Here is a 16,755-nt window from a genome sequence, read left to right on the forward strand (position 1 = left end):
GGCTGAGTACAGGCAGAAAACTCCCCGCAGAGATAAAGGCACACAGCACAGACGACAGCAGAACAGACAAGGGCGGGTAGAATTATGGTTCGGTGACTAACGGAACTTATCGGTTAATAACCTGGCAATCTTAGGGATATAACTATGTCAGGATGTAAAAATTGAATTTAAAATGTGTCGTGGTGAAAGTTTATCATGGTGTTGCGGAGGCGTTGCAGAGAGGTAAAAGAGTTACAGCGCAATTATCGGGACTAAAACCGCATAAACATCGGGTATTTAGCCATTCTGGCGCAGGATTGGGGGTAATTATTTTCGCTCTGGTATCATCACGCTGAATAACCGATAAAAAAATATCATACTTCCATACCAGAGAATCCTTCTCATCGCTCACACTATCGTGAGTTTATACGGCGAACAATAAGAGAGTGCTTAATCTGTGATCCCCGCGGCCAGTGACCTTATTTCCGCAGCGCCCGGAATATCATCAGAATAATTACTTTCCGTCACTATCTTATTTTGTTCTTTTGCCTGAAGAACAACGCGAATAATTGTGCAAAGCTCAGAACAAAGCCGCATTTGGCGTTTATCCCCCAGCAGATAGAGTAGTGGAATCAACCTTTCAGGATAACGTTCAATGTGCAAAACGCTGCTGTCACTCTCTTTATTCACTGCTCTGGCACTGGTTCATCCGGTACACGCTGCGACACCAGCCGACACCCTGGTGGTCGCCGTGCCACTCGATGGCATCATCAGTTTCGATCCGGCGGAAAGTTTTGAAACGGTCAGCAACAGCAGCCTGCGCAATATCTACCAGACGCTGCTGGAGCCGGATCATCAGAACCCGCAGAAGCTCTCGCCACTGGCCGCCACAGACTGGCAGGCCGGGAAAACGCCCCACAGCCTGGTGTTTGACCTCAACCCGCAGGCCCGTTTCGCCAGCGGTCATCCGCTGACCGCGCAGGATGTGGTCTTCTCATTAACCCGCGCGGTAAAACTCAACAAAGCGCCCTCTTTTATCCTGGGCGAGTTTGGCTGGAAGCCGGAAAATATCGATCAGCAGTTCACGGTGATCAACGACCACCAGCTTGAGCTGCGCTGGCCCGCTGAAATCGGCAGCGATCTGGCGCTGCGGCTGCTGACCGCGCCGGTCGCCTCCATCGTCGACAGCAAACTGGCGCAGGAACACGCCAGCAACAACGATTACGGCAATGCCTGGCTGAAGAACCACTCCGCCGGCAGTGCCGCCTATGCCATCAAACAGTTTGTGCCGCTGCAGGCGCTGGTGCTGGAAGCGAATCCCCACAGCAGCCAGAAGCCGCATCTGAAGCGCGTATTACTGAAAGGTGTGGCCGATCCCGGCAGCCGCCGTCTGCTGATCCAGCAGGGGGATGTGGATGTCGCTTATCAGCTCGGCCCGGACCAGATTGCCGCACTGAAAAATGTGGCGAATGTGCGTGTCGATGCCTTCCCGTCCAGCCTGATTTATTACATCGGTTTTAACACCCAAAGCCCGCAGCAACCGGCGCTGGGCAATCCGGCGTTGTGGCAGGCGGCTCGCTGGCTGGTCGACTATGACAGCCTGGCCAACCAGCTGCTGAAAGGTCAGTACCGTATTCACCAGAGCTTCCTGCCGGACGGCTTCGATGGCGCGCTGAACACCACGCCGTTCCATTACGATCTGAAAAAGGCACAGGAAATCCTGCAAAAAGGCGGCATCAAGCCAGGCACCCATATCGCGCTGACCGTGGTGAATCAGCCGCCGTATATCGACGTGGCGCAGGCGCTGCAGGCGAGTTTTGCCAAAGCGGACGTGCAGCTCGATATCCAGCCGGTCGCGGAATCGGAGTTGTGGAGCAAAATGCGCAGCCGTGACTTCCAGGCCATCTTCACTTACTGGGGCGCGGATTACATCGACCCTAACACCAACGCCAGTACCTTTGCCTCTAACGTGCCGGGTGGCGGCAAAACCCTGGCGTGGCGCGTCGGCTGGACCATTCCGGAGCTGAGTGCGCAAACCCGTGCTGCCGCCGGAGAGAGCGATGCGGTGAAACGCCGCAACCTCTACACCGGGCTGCAGACCCGCGTCCAGCAGGATTCGCCGTTTGTTGTGCTGTTACAGGGCGCGGTTCAGGTAGCGGTGCGCAGCAACCTCAGTCACCTGCAGCAGGGCATCGGTGTCACCCTGCTCAATTTTGAAGAGGTGCAGAAGTAAGTCCTGGTTTCAGGCCGTTGCTTCACGCAGCAACGGCCTTTTTTGGTGAATAGTTTTCCTCCTGTGCCGCTCCGGCTTGCTATCCTTCAGGCATAACCTTCAGCCTGAGAGTGGAAAATCATGACTTCCCCGCTACTGATTGCCCGGACGCCAGACGTCGAACTTCATCTGCTGCCGCAAATGGCCAACCGCCACGGCCTCATCACGGGTGCGACCGGCACCGGTAAAACCGTCACGCTGCAGAAGCTGGCAGAATCGTTCTCTGCAAGTGGCGTGCCGGTCTTTATGGCTGACGTCAAAGGCGACCTGACCGGTGTGGCAATGGCGGGCCAGTCCAGCGAAAAGCTGCAGGAGAGGCTGGCGAAAATCGGCGTCACCGACTGGCAGCCGCAGAGCAATCCGGTGGTGCTGTGGGATATCTTCGGCGAGAAAGGCCATCCGGTGCGTGCCACCGTCTCCGATCTCGGTCCCCTGCTGCTGGCGCGTCTGCTGAACCTGAATGAGGTGCAGAGCGGCGTCCTGCAGATTATCTTCCGCATCGCCGATGACCAGGGTTTGCTGCTGCTGGACTTCAAAGACCTGCGCGCCATGACCCAGTACATCGGTGACAACGCCAAAAGCTTCCAGACCCATTACGGCAACATCAACAGCGCCTCGGTCGGTGCGATCCAGCGCGGATTACTGACGCTGGAGCAACAGGGTGCGGAACACTTCTTTGGCGAACCGATGCTGGATATCGCCGACTGGATGCGCGTCGACAGCAACGGCAAAGGCGTCATCAACATCCTCTCCGCCGAAAAGCTCTACCAGATGCCGAAACTCTACGCCACCAGCCTGCTGTGGCTGCTGTCGGAGCTTTACGAGCATCTGCCGGAAGCGGGCGATCTCGATCAGCCAAAGCTGGTGTTCTTCTTTGATGAGGCGCACCTGCTGTTTACCGACGCGCCAGCGGTGCTGCTGGAGAAAATCGAACAGGTGATGCGGCTGATCCGCTCCAAAGGCGTCGGCGTCTGGTTCGTCACCCAGAACCCGGCGGATATTCCGGATCGGGTGCTGGGCCAGCTCGGCAACCGCGTCCAGCACGCCCTGCGTGCCTTCACGCCTAAAGATCAGAAAGCGGTAAAAACTGCTGCCGATACCCTGCGCGCCAACCCGGCGTTTGACAGCGTCGAGGCGATTCAGGCGCTGGGCACCGGCGAAGCGCTGATCTCTTTCCTGGATGCCAAAGGCAGCCCGTCGGTGGTGGAACGCGCCATGGTGATTGCGCCCGGATCGCGCATGGGTCCGGTCACCGGCGATGAACGCAACGGCCTGATCAACCATTCGCCGCTGTATGGCAAATATGACACCGAAGTCGATCGCGAATCAGCGTTTGAGAAGCTGCAAAAAGGCTTCCAGGCCGCCAGCGATGAGGCCAGCGCGCCACCGGCGAAAGGCAACGACGTTGCAGTCGATAATGGCATTCTCGGCGGTCTGAAAGAGATTTTGTTTGGCCGTACCGGCCCGCGCGGCGGTAAGCACGACGGCGTGGTGCAGACCATGGCGAAAAGCGCCACCCGTCAGATTACCAGTCAGATTATTCGTGGGGTCCTCGGCAGCCTGCTGGGTGGCCGTCGCCGATAAGCCCGGCTCTCTGCTAAGATCAGGTTATGGATAAACAATACGAACTCAAACGGACAAAACGTCTGGCGCTGCTGTTGCTTCTGCTCGCCGCCGTGACTTTCATCGTCACCCTTTTCCTGCCGCCCGGCTTCTGGGTCAGCGGCATAAAAGCCATTGCGGAGGCCGCGATGGTCGGCGCGCTGGCGGACTGGTTCGCGGTGGTGGCACTGTTCCGGCGCGTGCCGGTGCCCTTTATCTCGCGCCATACCGCCATCATTCCGCGCAATAAAGATCGCATCGGTGAAAACCTCGGTCGCTTTGTGCAGGAGAAGTTTCTTGATACCGACTCCCTGCTGAATCTGATTCGCCGTCACGATCCCTCGAACCTGCTGGCGCAATGGCTGAATGCGCCGGGTAACGCGGACCGCATCGGCCGCCATCTGCTACAGGTGATGCGCGGCTTCCTGGATCTGACCGATGACGCCCGGATCCAGACCTTTATGCGCCGCGCCGTGCATCGCGCCATCGATAAGGTCGATCTCAGTCAGACCAGCGCCCTGCTGCTGGAGAGCCTGACCAAAAACAACCGTCATCAGGCGTTGCTGGATGCAGCAATCGAACAGCTGCTGAAACTACTGCATAAGCCCGCGACCCGCGAGTTTATTGCCATGCAGCTGGTGCGCTGGCTGAAACGCGAGCATCCAATCAAAGCCAAAATGTTGCCGACCGAATGGCTGGGCGAACACAGTGCAGAGCTGGTATCGAACGCGGTCGATTCCCTGCTGGATGATGTGGCGCTGGATCAGGGCCATGAGCTGCGCCTCGGCTTCAACCGGGCGGTAGACAAATTGATCGTTAAGTTGCAGAACGACCCGGAAATGGCCGAGCGCGCCGAGGAGATCAAAGGCTGGCTGAAAGAGGATGCCTCGTTTAACCGCTACATCGGCGAGCTGTGGAACGATATGCGCAACTGGCTCAAGGCGGATCTGAGCAGTGATGATTCACGGGTGCAGGAGAAAGTGCGCGGCGCGGCGTTGTGGCTGGGCGAAACTCTGGCGGCCGACCCGGCGCTGCGTGACTCCATGAACCAGCATCTGGAACAGGCAGCGAGCAGCGTGGCGCCGGAGTTTGCCAGCTTCCTGACGCGTCACATCAGCGACACCGTGAAAAGCTGGGATGCGCGCGACATGTCGCAGCAGATCGAACTCAATATCGGCAAGGATCTGCAGTTTATCCGCATCAACGGTACGCTGGTGGGCGGCACCATCGGGTTGATCCTCTATCTGCTGTCGCAGCTGCCCGCCGTGCTGCCGGTGATGAAAGGCTGGCTGTTCTGAACCTGGTCCGGCACGGTGGCCGCCGTATTCCACCGTGCTGACCTGAACAAAAAACGTCGCTTCACCTGCAGGATTTTCTATTGCCTGCGTCAGGCGTTAAACGGCGGCTACGCCTGATCCAGCGCAGCCTGCGCCACCGCCATAAAATGTTTTACCCTGTCCCGATCCACATCGTTCCACCAGACGCCATCGACTTTGAGCGCGCTGGCCACAATGACGGCCTGGGTGCGCGCCAGAATCTGGCAGACGTTGGCGGGCGTCACGCCCGAGCCCACCAGCAGCGGCAGGGTGGTGGCGGCGCGGATCTCGTCGATTTCCTCCAGCGTGGCGCTGTCACCGGTACGTTGTCCGGTGGCGATGACCGCATCCGCTTCGAAGAAATCGACATCGCGGGTCAGTTCCTGAATTGAGCGATCGGCCACTATCGCATGGCTGCCGTGCTTAACGTGGCTGTCGGCGAACACCCGGATATGTTCGGCGCGCAGCTGGCTACGGTAGCGCAGCGCTTTCGCGGCAGCTCCTTCAATAAAGCCTTCGTTGGCGATATACGCATTGGCCCACTGATTGACGCGGATAAAATCCGCCCCGCCCGCCAGCGCGGTGGCAAAAGCAGGTAAGGCTGCATTTGCCAGCACGTTAATGCCCAGCGGCACGCCGAAACGTTCCCGCACTTTTTCCGTAATGACGGCCATCAGCGCCGGTGTTTCAGGGCCAATATCCTCGGGTTTTGAAAAAGGAATATCGCCATGGTTTTCTATAATCAGTCCGTGAACGCCGCCAAGAATATAGTTTTCCGCATCACGTAATGCACGATCAATTATCGCACTGACGGGTTTGCCGCGATATTTTGGCGAACCCGGAAAAGGGTCACAGTGAATAACGCCAATAACCGCTTTAGGGCGTGAAAATATCGCTTGTATTGCATCAATTTTTTCTGCTGATATAGCAACCATCGCTTCTTTATCCTGTTCAGGAAAACACTATGCGTGTTTATGTGGCTGGTAATATTACTGTCGATGAAACCTGGTCTGTTACAGATATTCCGGCTAAGGGCGCCTCTGTTCACGGTTATCAACGCTCGCGGGATATCGGCGGTAAAGGCGCGAATCAGGCGATACTTTTATCCCGTTGCGGCATTGAAACGTATTTAATTGCCGCGACCGGTAATGACAGCAATGGAAAATGGATCCGTCAGCAGCTCATGAACGAGCCCGTGACGTTATTGCCCACGCAGCCTATGACTGCGTTGAGCGATACCTCGCTTATTCTGCACAGTGCCGATGGCGATAACGCCATTATTACCAGTACAGCGGCGGCAGATGCGCTGGATATCAATACGCTTAAGCACCATCTTGCCCGCGCGCGTCCGGGCGATCTGCTGGTGCAGCAGGGCAATTTCTCGCCCGATAAAACCCATGCGCTGTTTAGCCTGGCCAAATCCCACGGCCTGATAAACGTCTTTAACCCCTCGCCCGTGCACGCCGGTTTTGCTTCCTGCTGGCCGCTGGTGGATATCGCCGTGGTCAATCAGCACGAAGCGCAACAGCTGCAGCCCCGCGCAGTGAAAACGTTAGTGACCACACTCGGCAGCGCGGGTGCCTGGCTGACTCAGGGCGAGCAGCGAACGTTTCACCCGGCGCAACCCGCCAATGCCACAGATACCACCGGCGCAGGCGATACCTTTCTTGCCGTGATGCTGGCGTCCGCGATCCTGCGTGGGGGTGAAATCGACATATTAGCACTGACTCATGCCAGTCAGGCGGCTGCGCTGACCGTCAGCCGTCATGGGACACTTCAGGCCTTCCCCACTACAGAAGAACTCGCCGCGCTGCTCCAGACAGGCGGCGAGTCAGCGATTACTTAAACATCGCCCGGTAGCTGTCCACGTTGGCTTTGGTGACCACCGTGGCCGGCACCAGAATGGTTTTTGACACGGTTTTGCCCGATGCCAGCGCGTTCAGGGCTTTTACCGCCTCTTCACCCATCTTTTTCGGATCCTGCTGCAGCACGGCCGTGACATAACCGCCATCAATGCCGCTAATGGCTTTTGACGTCAAATCCCAGCCAAAGACTTTGATGTCCTTCTGACGCCCCTGGTTTTCAACGGCAGCAATCGCCCCCAGCAGTGCCGGTTCACCGGTCGCATAGATAGCCGTTAAATCCGGGTTACCGGTAATCAGGTTTTCTGCTGCCGTCATCGCCGTGTCCTGCACGTTCTGGCCATCGACCACGTCCGCTACGGTGATGCCCGGATTGCTCTTAATGGTTTCTTCAAATCCTTTCTGACGCTGGTTCTGCACGGCCGAGTTCAGCGCGCCCACAATGCCCAGTCGCGCTTTGCCGCCCATACTTTTCGCCACGTAGTCGACAAAATATTTACCGATAATTTTGCCGCCTTCGAGATTATCCACGCCCACCTGCGCCGCCTGAGGGCCCGCCGGTAATACCGCATCAATCGCAATCACCGGTATTTTAGCGGCGGCCGCTTCTTTTATGGCTGGCATAATGCCGTTAACGTCAATCGCATCCACCATAATGCCCTTCACGCCCTGTTGAATATAATTTTCGATCGCATCGTTTTGCGACACAGGATTATCGTTGGCGTTAAAGATCACTAATTTTTTACCGCTGGCGTTCGCTGCGTCCTGCGCGCCCTTGTTCATCTGATTAAAAAACAGGGCCTGCTGATTAATCTGAACCAGCGCATAAGTGGGGGCCGCCTGCGCCAGTGAAAATAAAGAACCTGCAGACAGTAAGCCGGTTGCCAGCGCAACAGCACGCAGTTTTCTGGTGTTAAATGCCATCATCTTAAAATTCCTCGTCGGGAATGAGCGATAACCAGTTGATCTCCACATCGAAATGCAGAGGGAATTGTGTTGGCGGGCAAATATCGTCTGAATGGCTGCTTCAGCCAGGACCTGAATAATCGACTTTCTGCACACCGTCCATTATGGTGCACGTGTGAAAGGAATTAATCGGGTTTGGGAGTGACTCCCGGGTAATGCGGTAAACTGCCATTAACATTCGCTTCTGGCTAAATTTTGTCAAGCGATTATTTTATCGTCAGCGGTCAGGGAAAAAACTGGATTCGCTGCGCGCAACTGTGTAACTGATAGCCGATTCCGGGCAAGGTGGCTGGTGATATGAGTAAAAAACGGGTGCTGTTATCCGATGTCGCAGCGCTGGCCGGACTGTCAAAAGCGACCGTATCCCGCTATATGAATCAAAGCATTATGCTGCCGCAGGAGACGATTGACCGTATCGAAGCGGCGATTCGTCAGCTGGATTATCGCGGTAATAGCCTGGCACGTCGCCTGAGCAAGGGCGGTAGCGAAACCCTGGGGCTGGTGCTGCCCGATATTACCAATCCCTTCTTTGCCGAACTGGCAGATGCCGCCGAAGAAGCCGCCTCTGCCCATGGCTACAGCCTGGTGCTGTGTATTACCCGCAACCATCCCGACAAAGAGAGTCAGTTTATCCGCTGGCTGGATACCTGCCAGGTGGACGGCCTGCTGTTTACCACCAACCATCCTGATAACGGTCTGCTGCGCAAAGAAATTAACCGCCACCAGCGCATCGTGCTGCTGGATGAGGACATTCCTGGCAGCGAAGTGCCCAAGGTGTTTGCTGACAACGTTCAGGGTGGCCGGATTGCTACCGAGAACCTGATCGCTGCGGGTCACCGGCATATCGCCTTTGTCGGCGGCCCGGATGAACTGATGAGCGTGCGCGAACGCTACCAGGGGTTTTGCACCGCAATGGAGCAGGCTGGCCTGCATGTCCCGCCCGAATGGGTGATGTACGGCGAATACCAGCGTGAGTTCGGTAAACAGGCGCTGGAACGGCTGTTCAGCCGCGCGGAACGCCCTACCGCCGTCTTTGCCGCCAGTGATTTTCTGGTGCTGGGATTGATGGATGGCCTGCGCGCGCGCGGACTTAAAGCGCCCGAGGCGCTATCGCTGGTGGGCTTTGATGACGCGACCTATGCTGACTTTACCCAACCCCGTATTTCAACCATCCGCCAGCCCGCACGTGAACTGGGCCGCACGGCGGTGGAGATCATGTTGCGTATTCTGAATGATGACCTCCCCGTCCCCGCCGAAACCCGCCTGCCGGTAGAATGGGTGGCGCGCGATTCGATACGGATTTGTTAACAACGTCCCAGAATGGCGCAAAAGCGCACAGCTTTGGCGCAAAAAATGAGCTTTTTGATTTTGCAGGTTTATAGTAAGTAAACCGGTTTACCTGAAGTAAAACGTGAAATACTTTTTATTACAGTCAGTTAGACCGCGAGTGCAGCGCCTGATGACAGGCTGGCACGGAAGCTGCAATGTCTTACCCGGCAAACAAATATCGTTGTAGCGTGTTGTTCTGTGTGTGGTAACAAAGGTTTTATCCTGCAGGTAAACCGGTTTACAAGGGCGTAAACCGTGCCGGATAACCCTTTTTTTACATGCAGAGTAACGGTCCCGTTAATGGTGATGGGAGTAATCACATGCAGCAAGTACAAACTGCCCGGACCCGGGTAGAGATGGTGAATATTACCAAGACCTATGGCGCGATACGGTCTCTTCAGGGGGTTAATCTGCAACTGGCTCCGGGGGAAGTGCTGGGCCTGGTGGGCGACAACGGCGCGGGAAAATCTACGCTGACCAAGGTGCTGTCAGGCGCGGTGGTACCGACCAGCGGCACGATTCGTATTGATGGGGAAGAGCAGCATTTCACTAACCCGGCGGATTCACGCCGCTGCCATATCGAGATGGTTTATCAGGACCTGTCGCTGTGCGACACCGTCGATGTGGCAGGCAATCTGTTTATGGGACGTGAGCCGATGAAATCCATTCTCGGCATTCCGTTTCTGGATGAAGAGAAAATGCACGCTGATGCACGGGAGATGCTAAAGGGCCTGGGGATTTCTATTCCGGATACCCGGCTGCTGGTGCGCAATTTATCCGGCGGGCAGCGCCAGGCGATTGCCATTGCGCGCGCCGCCGCCTTCGATCCCAAAGTGCTGATCATGGATGAACCCACCGCCGCGCTGGCCGTCGCCGAAGTGGAAGCGGTGCTGGAGCTGATCCGGCGGGTGTCGGCGCGTGGCGTGAGTGTCATCCTGATCACGCATCGCCTGCAGGATCTGTTCCTGGTCTGCGATCGCATCATGGTGATGTACGAAGGCACCAACGTGGCGGAGCGCCGGGTGGCTGAAACGGATCTGACCGAGATCGTCAATTTGATCGTGGGTGAGAAATTTGTCGCCCGCTCGGCCGCAGCGCACTGAGCGAGGTAACAGGATGACTATTATGAATCTGAGCAGTTCCCGTATGGCACAGCACTCGCTGCCGCGTCGCCTTCTGCACAACCACTCTGGCGTCGTCAGCATCGCGCTGTTTTTCGTGTTCTGCTGCGTGGTGTTTTCCCTGATCACCGGCAACTTTCTCAGCAGCACGAACTGGCTGAATATCATTCGCCAGAGTGCGCCACTGCTGATCGTCGCCACGGCGATGACGCTGGTGATCACCACCGGTGGGATTGATCTTTCCGTGGGATCGACACTGGCGCTGGTCGGCGCCCTGTCCGCGATCGCCCTGAATAACTGGGGCCTGCCCTGGCCGGTGGTGTTGCTGGGCGGCCTGCTGCTGGGCGCGCTGGTCGGCGCCATCAATGGCTTCTTTATTGCTTACGAAGGCATCCCGGCCTTTATCGTCACGCTGGCGACGCTGGCGGTGGTACGCGGCGTGGCGCTGCTGATCACCCAGGGTTACTCCATTCCCATTCCTGCCGACAGCCTGTTCGCCCTGATGGGACGCGCCTGGGTGCTGGGCGTGCCGATGCCCGCGCTGATTGGCATCGTGGTGCTGGTAGTCGGCCATGTGGTGCTGAACCATATGCGTTTTGGTCGCTATGTCACGGCCATTGGCGCGAATGCGGAAGGCGCACGCCGTAGCGGGATTAACACCAAAGCCGTGACCATGAAGGTCTACATCCTCAGCGGCATGGCGGCAGCGCTGGCGGGCATGATCATCACCGCCCGTCTTGGCAGTGGCTCCTCTAATCAGGGCGAAGGCTTTGAGTTGCAGGTGATCGCTGCGGTGGTGCTGGGCAGTACCAGCCTGTTCGGCGGCTTCGGCACCGTTATTGGCACGCTGTTAGGCGCGCTGTCGATTGCCATCATCCAGAACGGCCTGATTTTGTCGCATATCTCCCCGTTTTACACGCAAATCGCCACCGGTACGATCATTCTGCTGGCGATCTGGCTGAACACCCGCATTCTCAACCCGACGCGATCGGCGGCGAAAGGATAGCGCATGAAACATTCCCTTTTTCGTCATCCTGAGCCCCTGCCGCTGGGCATCAACAGCGGCTATGTGATGACCGTACTCGGCCCGCTCCCTGTCAGTGAGATGGGGGTGACGCTGATGCACGAACATATTTTGCTGGATGCGTCCGGCAAATGGGTGCCGCCCTGCTGCTGTAGCGATCGTCATCTGGCGGAAATGCCGGTAAGCATCGAAAACCTGGGCGAGCTGTCGCTGAATCCGCTCATCAGCCGCGATAACTGTCAGCTGTTTGATGTGGATTTAGCGATTGAGGAGCTGATGAAGTTCCGGGCGCTGGGCGGCGATACCGTGGTGGACCCCACGAATATTGGCATTGGCCGCGATCCCAAAGCCCTGCAACGCATCGCGCGCCTGACCGGGCTGAATATCATTATGAGCACCGGGTTATATCTGGAACCCTCGCATCCGGATTGGGTGAAAACGATCAGCGTCGAAGCCCTGACTGACAAGCTGATTTACGACCTCGGCGGCAGGGAAGATAAACCTGAGGTGCTGGCGGGCCTGATCGGCGAGATCGGCGTCTCCAGCCGCTTTACGCCCGACGAGGAGAAATCCCTGCGGGCGGCGGGCCGTGCCAGTGCCGCGACACGCGTGCCGATTGAGGTGCATCTGCCCGGCTGGGCGCGACTAGGCCATCAGGTGCTGGATATCCTTGAGGATGAAGGGGCTGACCTGCGCCATGTGGTGCTGTGCCATATGAACCCCAGCTTTGCCGACAAACGTTACCAGCGCGAACTCGCGCAGCGCGGAGCTTTTCTGGAGTACGACATGATCGGCATGAGCTATTACTACGCCGATGAGTCCGCCCAGTCACCCTCCGATGAAGAGAATGCCCGGGCCATTCGCGAGCTGATCGATGACGGCTTTATTGAACAGATTCTATTGTCCCAGGACGTGTTCCTGAAAACCATGCTGACCCGCTACGGCGGTCACGGCTATGGCTACATCCTTAAACATTTTGTTCCGCGTCTGAAACGCCACGGCGTGAGCGGCGAACAACTTGAAACCTTACTGATTGCTAACCCACAGCGCGTTTTTGGTGGGTAAGGGAGAACCTTCATGCAGAAGAAAATTTTACTGGTCGGCGAGTCCTGGACCAGCACGTCCGTTCACGTCAAAGGCTTCGATCAGTTTGCCACCGCCACCTGGCATAATGGCGCAACCGACTTTATGGCGGCGCTGGCCGACAGTGATTATGCCATCACCTACATGCCCGCCCATGCTGCCGCCACCGAGTTTCCTTTAACACCGGACGGGCTTCAGCAGTGGGACGCGATCATTCTCTCCGACATCGGCGCCAATACGTTGCTGCTGCATCCTGATACCTGGCTGAAGAGCCAGCGCACGGCGAACCGCCTGACGCTGATTCACGACTATGTGGCCGCAGGCGGCGCGCTGATGATGGTGGGCGGCTACTTTAGTTTTCAGGGTATTAATGGCGGCGCGCGCTATCGCAATACGGCAGTTGAGAAAGTCCTGCCGGTGCGCTGCCTGGCCTGGGATGACCGTATCGAAACGCCCGAAGGCGCTTATCCCAGCGTGACGGAATCCCACGCGGTGTTCACCGATATGCCAGACGAATGGCCGTGGTTACTGGGTTATAACGAAGTTGAAATGCACCCTGAAGGCAAACTGCTGGCGACCATTGCCGGTACGTCACATCCGCTGCTGGCGGTGCGAGAATATCAGCAGGGCCGCTCACTGGTCTGGACCAGCGATATGTCTGCGCACTGGCTGCCGCAGGAATTTTCCCAATGGCAGGGTTACCGCCAACTGTGGATCAACTGTCTGGACTGGTTAACGGTGCGCGGATGATGAGCCAGAGCCAGACGCTGGCGCAGCAGCTGCTGCGCTTTGACACCATTAACCCACCAGGCAATGAAGCGGCCTGCATGCACTTTCTGGCGAACTGGCTGGTGGAGCAGGGCTTTGACGTCACCCTGTCCCCCTTCGGTGAAAATCGCCTGAACCTGATTGCCAGTCTGCCTGGCAGTCAGCCCGGACCGCAGCTGGCGTTCACCGGCCATCTGGATACCGTACCGCTCGGCAATGCTGACTGGCAGTACGATCCTTTTGGTGAAATCGTGGGTGACAGACTTTACGGGCGCGGGTCGAGTGACATGAAGGCCGCTGTCGCGGCGTTTGCTGTTGCCTGCGTGACGAATCAGCAGGCGATTCGGCAGGGTTCCGGCGTAGTGCTGTTGATCACCGGCGGGGAGGAAACGGGCTGTGACGGCGCGCGGGCGCTGATTGATTCCGCTGACCTGCCCAGCGTTGGCGCATTGATTGTCGGCGAGCCCACCGCCAACTATCCGGTTATCGGCCACAAAGGCGCGCTATGGCTACGCTGTGAAACCCGCGGGAAAACAGCCCATGGCGCAATGCCGGAACTGGGCATTAATGCCATTTATCTGGCGGTGGAGGCGCTGGGCAGGATTCAGCACTTCTCACCTGGCGCACCCCATCCGCTGATGAAGCAGCCGACCATTAACGTCGGACGCATTGCCGGCGGCCTGAACATTAACTCTGTGCCCGATTACACGCAGTTTGACGTGGATATCCGTAGCGCGCCTAATCTGCAGCACACCACCATTCGTCAGCAACTGACAACCTTACTGGGAGAGAGCGTAACGGTGACGACGCTGGTGGATCTGCCAGCCGTGCTGAGCGAAGAGAATCAGGCCTGGATTCATTCTGTTTATCAGCATTGTCAGGCGTCACATGTCGCCCCGCTGACACCGCGCATTGTGCCCTACTTTACGGATGCGTCACTGTTGTTGCCCGCACTGGGTACGCCGCCCTGCATCATCCTCGGCCCCGGCGAGCCATCAATGGCACATCAGACCGATGAATACTGCCTGCTGAGCCGGTTGGCGGAAGCAGAGGTGTTATATGGCGCGTTGATTAACGACTGGATGACGTAAAGGAGGGAGGCATCAGACTGCCGGACGAATAGACTGGCGGAGGGTGCCCGCCACGAAAAAGGCCGCCCTGAGAGGCGGCCATTTTTGTGGTGACTGTCAGCGCCGCTTAATCAGCATAAACATACTGATAGCGAAGAACGCAAAGCTCGGCAGAATCGCCCCCAGAATCGGCGGCAGACCGTAAACCAGACTCAGTGGACCGAAAATCTGGTCCAGCACGTAGAACAGGAAGCCAAAGCTGATACCGGTTACGACTCGCACACCCATCGACACGCTACGCAGCGGACCGAAGATAAACGACAGCGCCATCAGCATCATTACCGCGACGGACAGCGGCTGGAAAATCTTGCTCCACATATTCAGCTGATAACGTCCCGCTTCCTGACCACTCTGCTTCAGATATTTACTGTAGCTATGCAGACCACGAATCGATAACGCATCCGGATCCAGCGCCACCACACCCAGCTTGTCTGGCGTCAGATTGGTTTTCCATTCACCGCTCAGGCTCTGTGAACCGGTAATCTGCTTCGGATCGGTGAGGTTCGACTCATCGACCTGTGACAGTATCCAGCGCTTTTTATCCTTATCCCAGGTCGCCGTCGCCGCGTAACGCACGCTCTGCAGACGACGCTGATCGTTGAAGCTGTAGATGCTCACGCCATCAATTTCGTTGTCGCCTTTAATGCGCTCGATAAAGATAAAGCTGTTGCCATCTTTCGCCCACAGACCGTTCTGCGTCGAGACCAGTGCGCCGCCGTAAAGCTGCTGCGCCCGGTAATTACGCGCCATCTGCTCGCCCGATGGCGCCACAAACTCACCAATCGCCATGGTCAGCAGCACCAGCGGAATCGCCGTTTTCATTACCGACAGCGCAACCTGCATGCGGGTGAAGCCCGCCGCCTGCATCACGACCAGTTCACTGCGCTGCGCCAGCGCGCCCAGTCCCAGCAACGCACCCAGCAGGGCCGCCATCGGGAAGAAAATCTCAATATCTTTGGGCACGCTCAGCAGAGTGTAATAACCGGCGCTCAGGGCGCTGTAGCTGCCCTGGCCGGTTTTACGCAGCTGATCGACGAACTTGATGATGCCGGAAAGCGACACCAGCATGAACAGCGTCAGCATGATGGTATTGAAGATGGTTTTACCGATATAGCGGTCAAGTACGCGAAACATCAGACCGACCCTCCGCGGGTAAAGCGGGCGCGAATCCGACGCATCGGCACCGTATCCCACAGGTTAAGGAGCACCGCCAGCACCAGATAACTGATATTCACCACCCACATCCAGATAGCCGGATCGAGCCGCCCTTTCGCCCCGCTCGACTTCAGCGAGCTCTGCAACAGGAAGAAGATCAGATAGAGCAGCATGGCGGGCAGCATCGACAGCACGCGACCCTGACGTGGGTTCACCACGCTGAGCGGCACCACCATCAGCGCCATTACCAGCACCGCGAACACCAGCGTCAGACGCCAGTGCAGCTCGGCCTGGAAATCCGGTGTCTTATTCGCGAACAGATCGCTCATGCTCGCCTGTTCGGCATCGTTCGGATCGAGCGTTGCCGCTTTGTATCCCACGATGGCCTGATAGTTGGTGAAGTCGGTGATACGGAAATCACGCAGCAGCGCCGTGCCCTCAAAGCGGGTGCCTTTATCCAGCGTCACCACCTGCGAGCCATCTTTATGCTGCTCCATGTGACCGCTGTCAGCCAGCACCACCGAAGGACGCGCATTGCCTTTTGGCCGTAACTGCGCCAGGAAGACGTTACCAAAGTTGTTGCCCTTCACATCCTCGACAAACAGCACGGCGCTGCCGTCGCTGGAGGTCTGGAACTGTCCGGCGGCCATCGCTGCCGCACCCGGGTTCGCTTTGGCGTTCTGCGTCACTTCATCCTGATAACGGGATGACCACGGCCCCAGCCAGATGACGTTCACCGCCGCCACTATCGAGGTAAACAGCATCAGTACCATCGCCGCTTTAACCAGGACAGCCTTACTCAGGCCGCAGGCGTGCATCACGGTAATTTCACTTTCCGTGTAGAGACGCCCCAGCGTCATCAGGATCGCCAGAAACAGACTTAAGGGCAGTATAAGTTGTGCCATTTGAGGCACACCGAGTCCTAACAAGGTCAGAACGAGGTTTGTCGGCACTTCGCCATCCACCGCGGCACCCAGGATCCTGACTAACTTCTGACAAAAGAAGATGAGTAGCAGGATAAACAGGATAGCCAGCTGGCTTTTGAGCGTTTCCCGAACCAGATATCTAATGATGATCACGCTTAGTACGCCTGTGAAAACTTGTCTTTTTGCAGGAAAATCGCTAGTTTCAACGCTTATCAGCCATTT

15 protein-coding genes are annotated in these 16,755 nt (G+C 57.2%); 10 read left to right on the forward strand and 5 right to left on the reverse strand.

The annotated features are described in order from the left end of the window. Nucleotides 1-429 precede the first annotated feature (429 nt). The gene (locus PU624_RS20160) at nucleotides 430-642 is read right to left on the reverse strand and encodes a hypothetical protein (protein ID WP_283546382.1); all 213 of its coding nucleotides are present in this window, start codon (nucleotides 640-642) and stop codon (nucleotides 430-432) included. On the opposite strand from PU624_RS20160, the gene PU624_RS20165 reads away from it, so the two are divergent. From PU624_RS20165 to PU624_RS20175, 3 genes are all read left to right on the forward strand, one after another. Continuing rightward, entirely contained in the window at nucleotides 635-2,212 is a 1,578-nt protein-coding gene (locus PU624_RS20165; RefSeq protein ID WP_283546383.1) for an ABC transporter substrate-binding protein, read from the forward strand. The two genes, PU624_RS20160 and PU624_RS20165, sit on opposite strands and share 8 nt — an antisense overlap. 120 nt (nucleotides 2,213-2,332) lie before the next feature. Beyond that, nucleotides 2,333-3,835 carry a helicase HerA-like C-terminal domain-containing protein gene (locus tag PU624_RS20170; protein WP_283546384.1) on the forward strand — a complete coding sequence of 501 codons (1,503 nt, stop codon included), beginning with the start codon at nucleotides 2,333-2,335 and terminating at the stop codon, nucleotides 3,833-3,835. Between the two features lie 26 nt (nucleotides 3,836-3,861). After that, a complete protein-coding gene (locus PU624_RS20175; protein ID WP_283546385.1) occupies nucleotides 3,862-5,151 on the forward strand; it encodes a DUF445 domain-containing protein in 1,290 nt (429 codons plus the stop codon). Between the two features lie 107 nt (nucleotides 5,152-5,258). Here the strand turns inward: PU624_RS20175 and PU624_RS20180 are convergent, their stop codons facing one another. After that, nucleotides 5,259-6,104 (reverse strand): BtpA/SgcQ family protein, encoded by an 846-nt coding sequence (locus PU624_RS20180; protein ID WP_283546386.1) that lies wholly within the window; start codon nucleotides 6,102-6,104, stop codon nucleotides 5,259-5,261. 29 nt (nucleotides 6,105-6,133) lie between these two features. Between PU624_RS20180 and PU624_RS20185 the strand changes: the two genes are divergently transcribed. After that, a complete protein-coding gene (locus PU624_RS20185; RefSeq protein WP_283546387.1) occupies nucleotides 6,134-7,015 on the forward strand; it encodes a PfkB family carbohydrate kinase in 882 nt (293 codons plus the stop codon). Here PU624_RS20185 and PU624_RS20190 read toward each other — a convergent pair. Then, complete coding sequence (locus tag PU624_RS20190) at nucleotides 7,008-7,958, reverse strand: ABC transporter substrate-binding protein (RefSeq protein ID WP_283546388.1); 951 nt, start codon at nucleotides 7,956-7,958, stop codon at nucleotides 7,008-7,010. The genes PU624_RS20185 and PU624_RS20190 overlap by 8 nt on opposite strands. A 324-nt stretch (nucleotides 7,959-8,282) precedes the next feature. On the opposite strand from PU624_RS20190, the gene PU624_RS20195 reads away from it, so the two are divergent. The 6 genes from PU624_RS20195 to PU624_RS20220 all read left to right on the forward strand — a co-directional run bounded on the left by PU624_RS20195 (nucleotide 8,283) and on the right by PU624_RS20220 (nucleotide 14,413). Further along, nucleotides 8,283-9,305 carry a LacI family DNA-binding transcriptional regulator gene (locus tag PU624_RS20195; protein WP_283546389.1) on the forward strand — a complete coding sequence of 341 codons (1,023 nt, stop codon included), beginning with the start codon at nucleotides 8,283-8,285 and terminating at the stop codon, nucleotides 9,303-9,305. 377 nt (nucleotides 9,306-9,682) lie between these two features. Then, nucleotides 9,683-10,429, forward strand: coding sequence for an ATP-binding cassette domain-containing protein (locus PU624_RS20200; RefSeq protein ID WP_283548041.1), 747 nt, complete (start codon nucleotides 9,683-9,685; stop codon nucleotides 10,427-10,429). Nucleotides 10,430-10,451: 22 nt separating this feature from the next. Next, complete coding sequence (locus tag PU624_RS20205; protein WP_283546390.1) at nucleotides 10,452-11,453, forward strand: ABC transporter permease; 1,002 nt, start codon at nucleotides 10,452-10,454, stop codon at nucleotides 11,451-11,453. A gap of 3 nt (nucleotides 11,454-11,456) precedes the next feature. Continuing rightward, nucleotides 11,457-12,536 carry a phosphotriesterase family protein gene (locus PU624_RS20210; RefSeq protein WP_283546391.1) on the forward strand — a complete coding sequence of 360 codons (1,080 nt, stop codon included), beginning with the start codon at nucleotides 11,457-11,459 and terminating at the stop codon, nucleotides 12,534-12,536. Between the two features lie 12 nt (nucleotides 12,537-12,548). Then, entirely contained in the window at nucleotides 12,549-13,304 is a 756-nt protein-coding gene (locus PU624_RS20215; protein WP_283546392.1) for a glutamine amidotransferase, read from the forward strand. Then, a complete protein-coding gene (locus PU624_RS20220; RefSeq protein ID WP_283548042.1) occupies nucleotides 13,304-14,413 on the forward strand; it encodes a M20 family metallopeptidase in 1,110 nt (369 codons plus the stop codon). The genes PU624_RS20215 and PU624_RS20220 overlap by 1 nt, the downstream gene beginning before the upstream one ends. 96 nt (nucleotides 14,414-14,509) lie before the next feature. On the opposite strand, the gene lptG is transcribed toward PU624_RS20220, so the two are convergent. Together lptG and lptF are read right to left on the reverse strand one after the other, a co-directional pair. Beyond that, a complete protein-coding gene (lptG, locus tag PU624_RS20225; RefSeq protein ID WP_283546393.1) occupies nucleotides 14,510-15,586 on the reverse strand; it encodes an LPS export ABC transporter permease LptG in 1,077 nt (358 codons plus the stop codon). Then, nucleotides 15,586-16,686, reverse strand: a complete 1,101-nt coding sequence (gene lptF / locus PU624_RS20230; RefSeq protein WP_283546394.1) for an LPS export ABC transporter permease LptF — start codon at nucleotides 16,684-16,686, stop codon at nucleotides 15,586-15,588. Before lptF ends, lptG begins: the two co-directional genes overlap by 1 nt. Between the last annotated feature and the right edge of the window lie 69 nt (nucleotides 16,687-16,755).

This window comes from Pantoea sp. Lij88 (assembly GCF_030062155.1).
Taxonomy (GTDB): domain Bacteria; phylum Pseudomonadota; class Gammaproteobacteria; order Enterobacterales; family Enterobacteriaceae; genus Pantoea.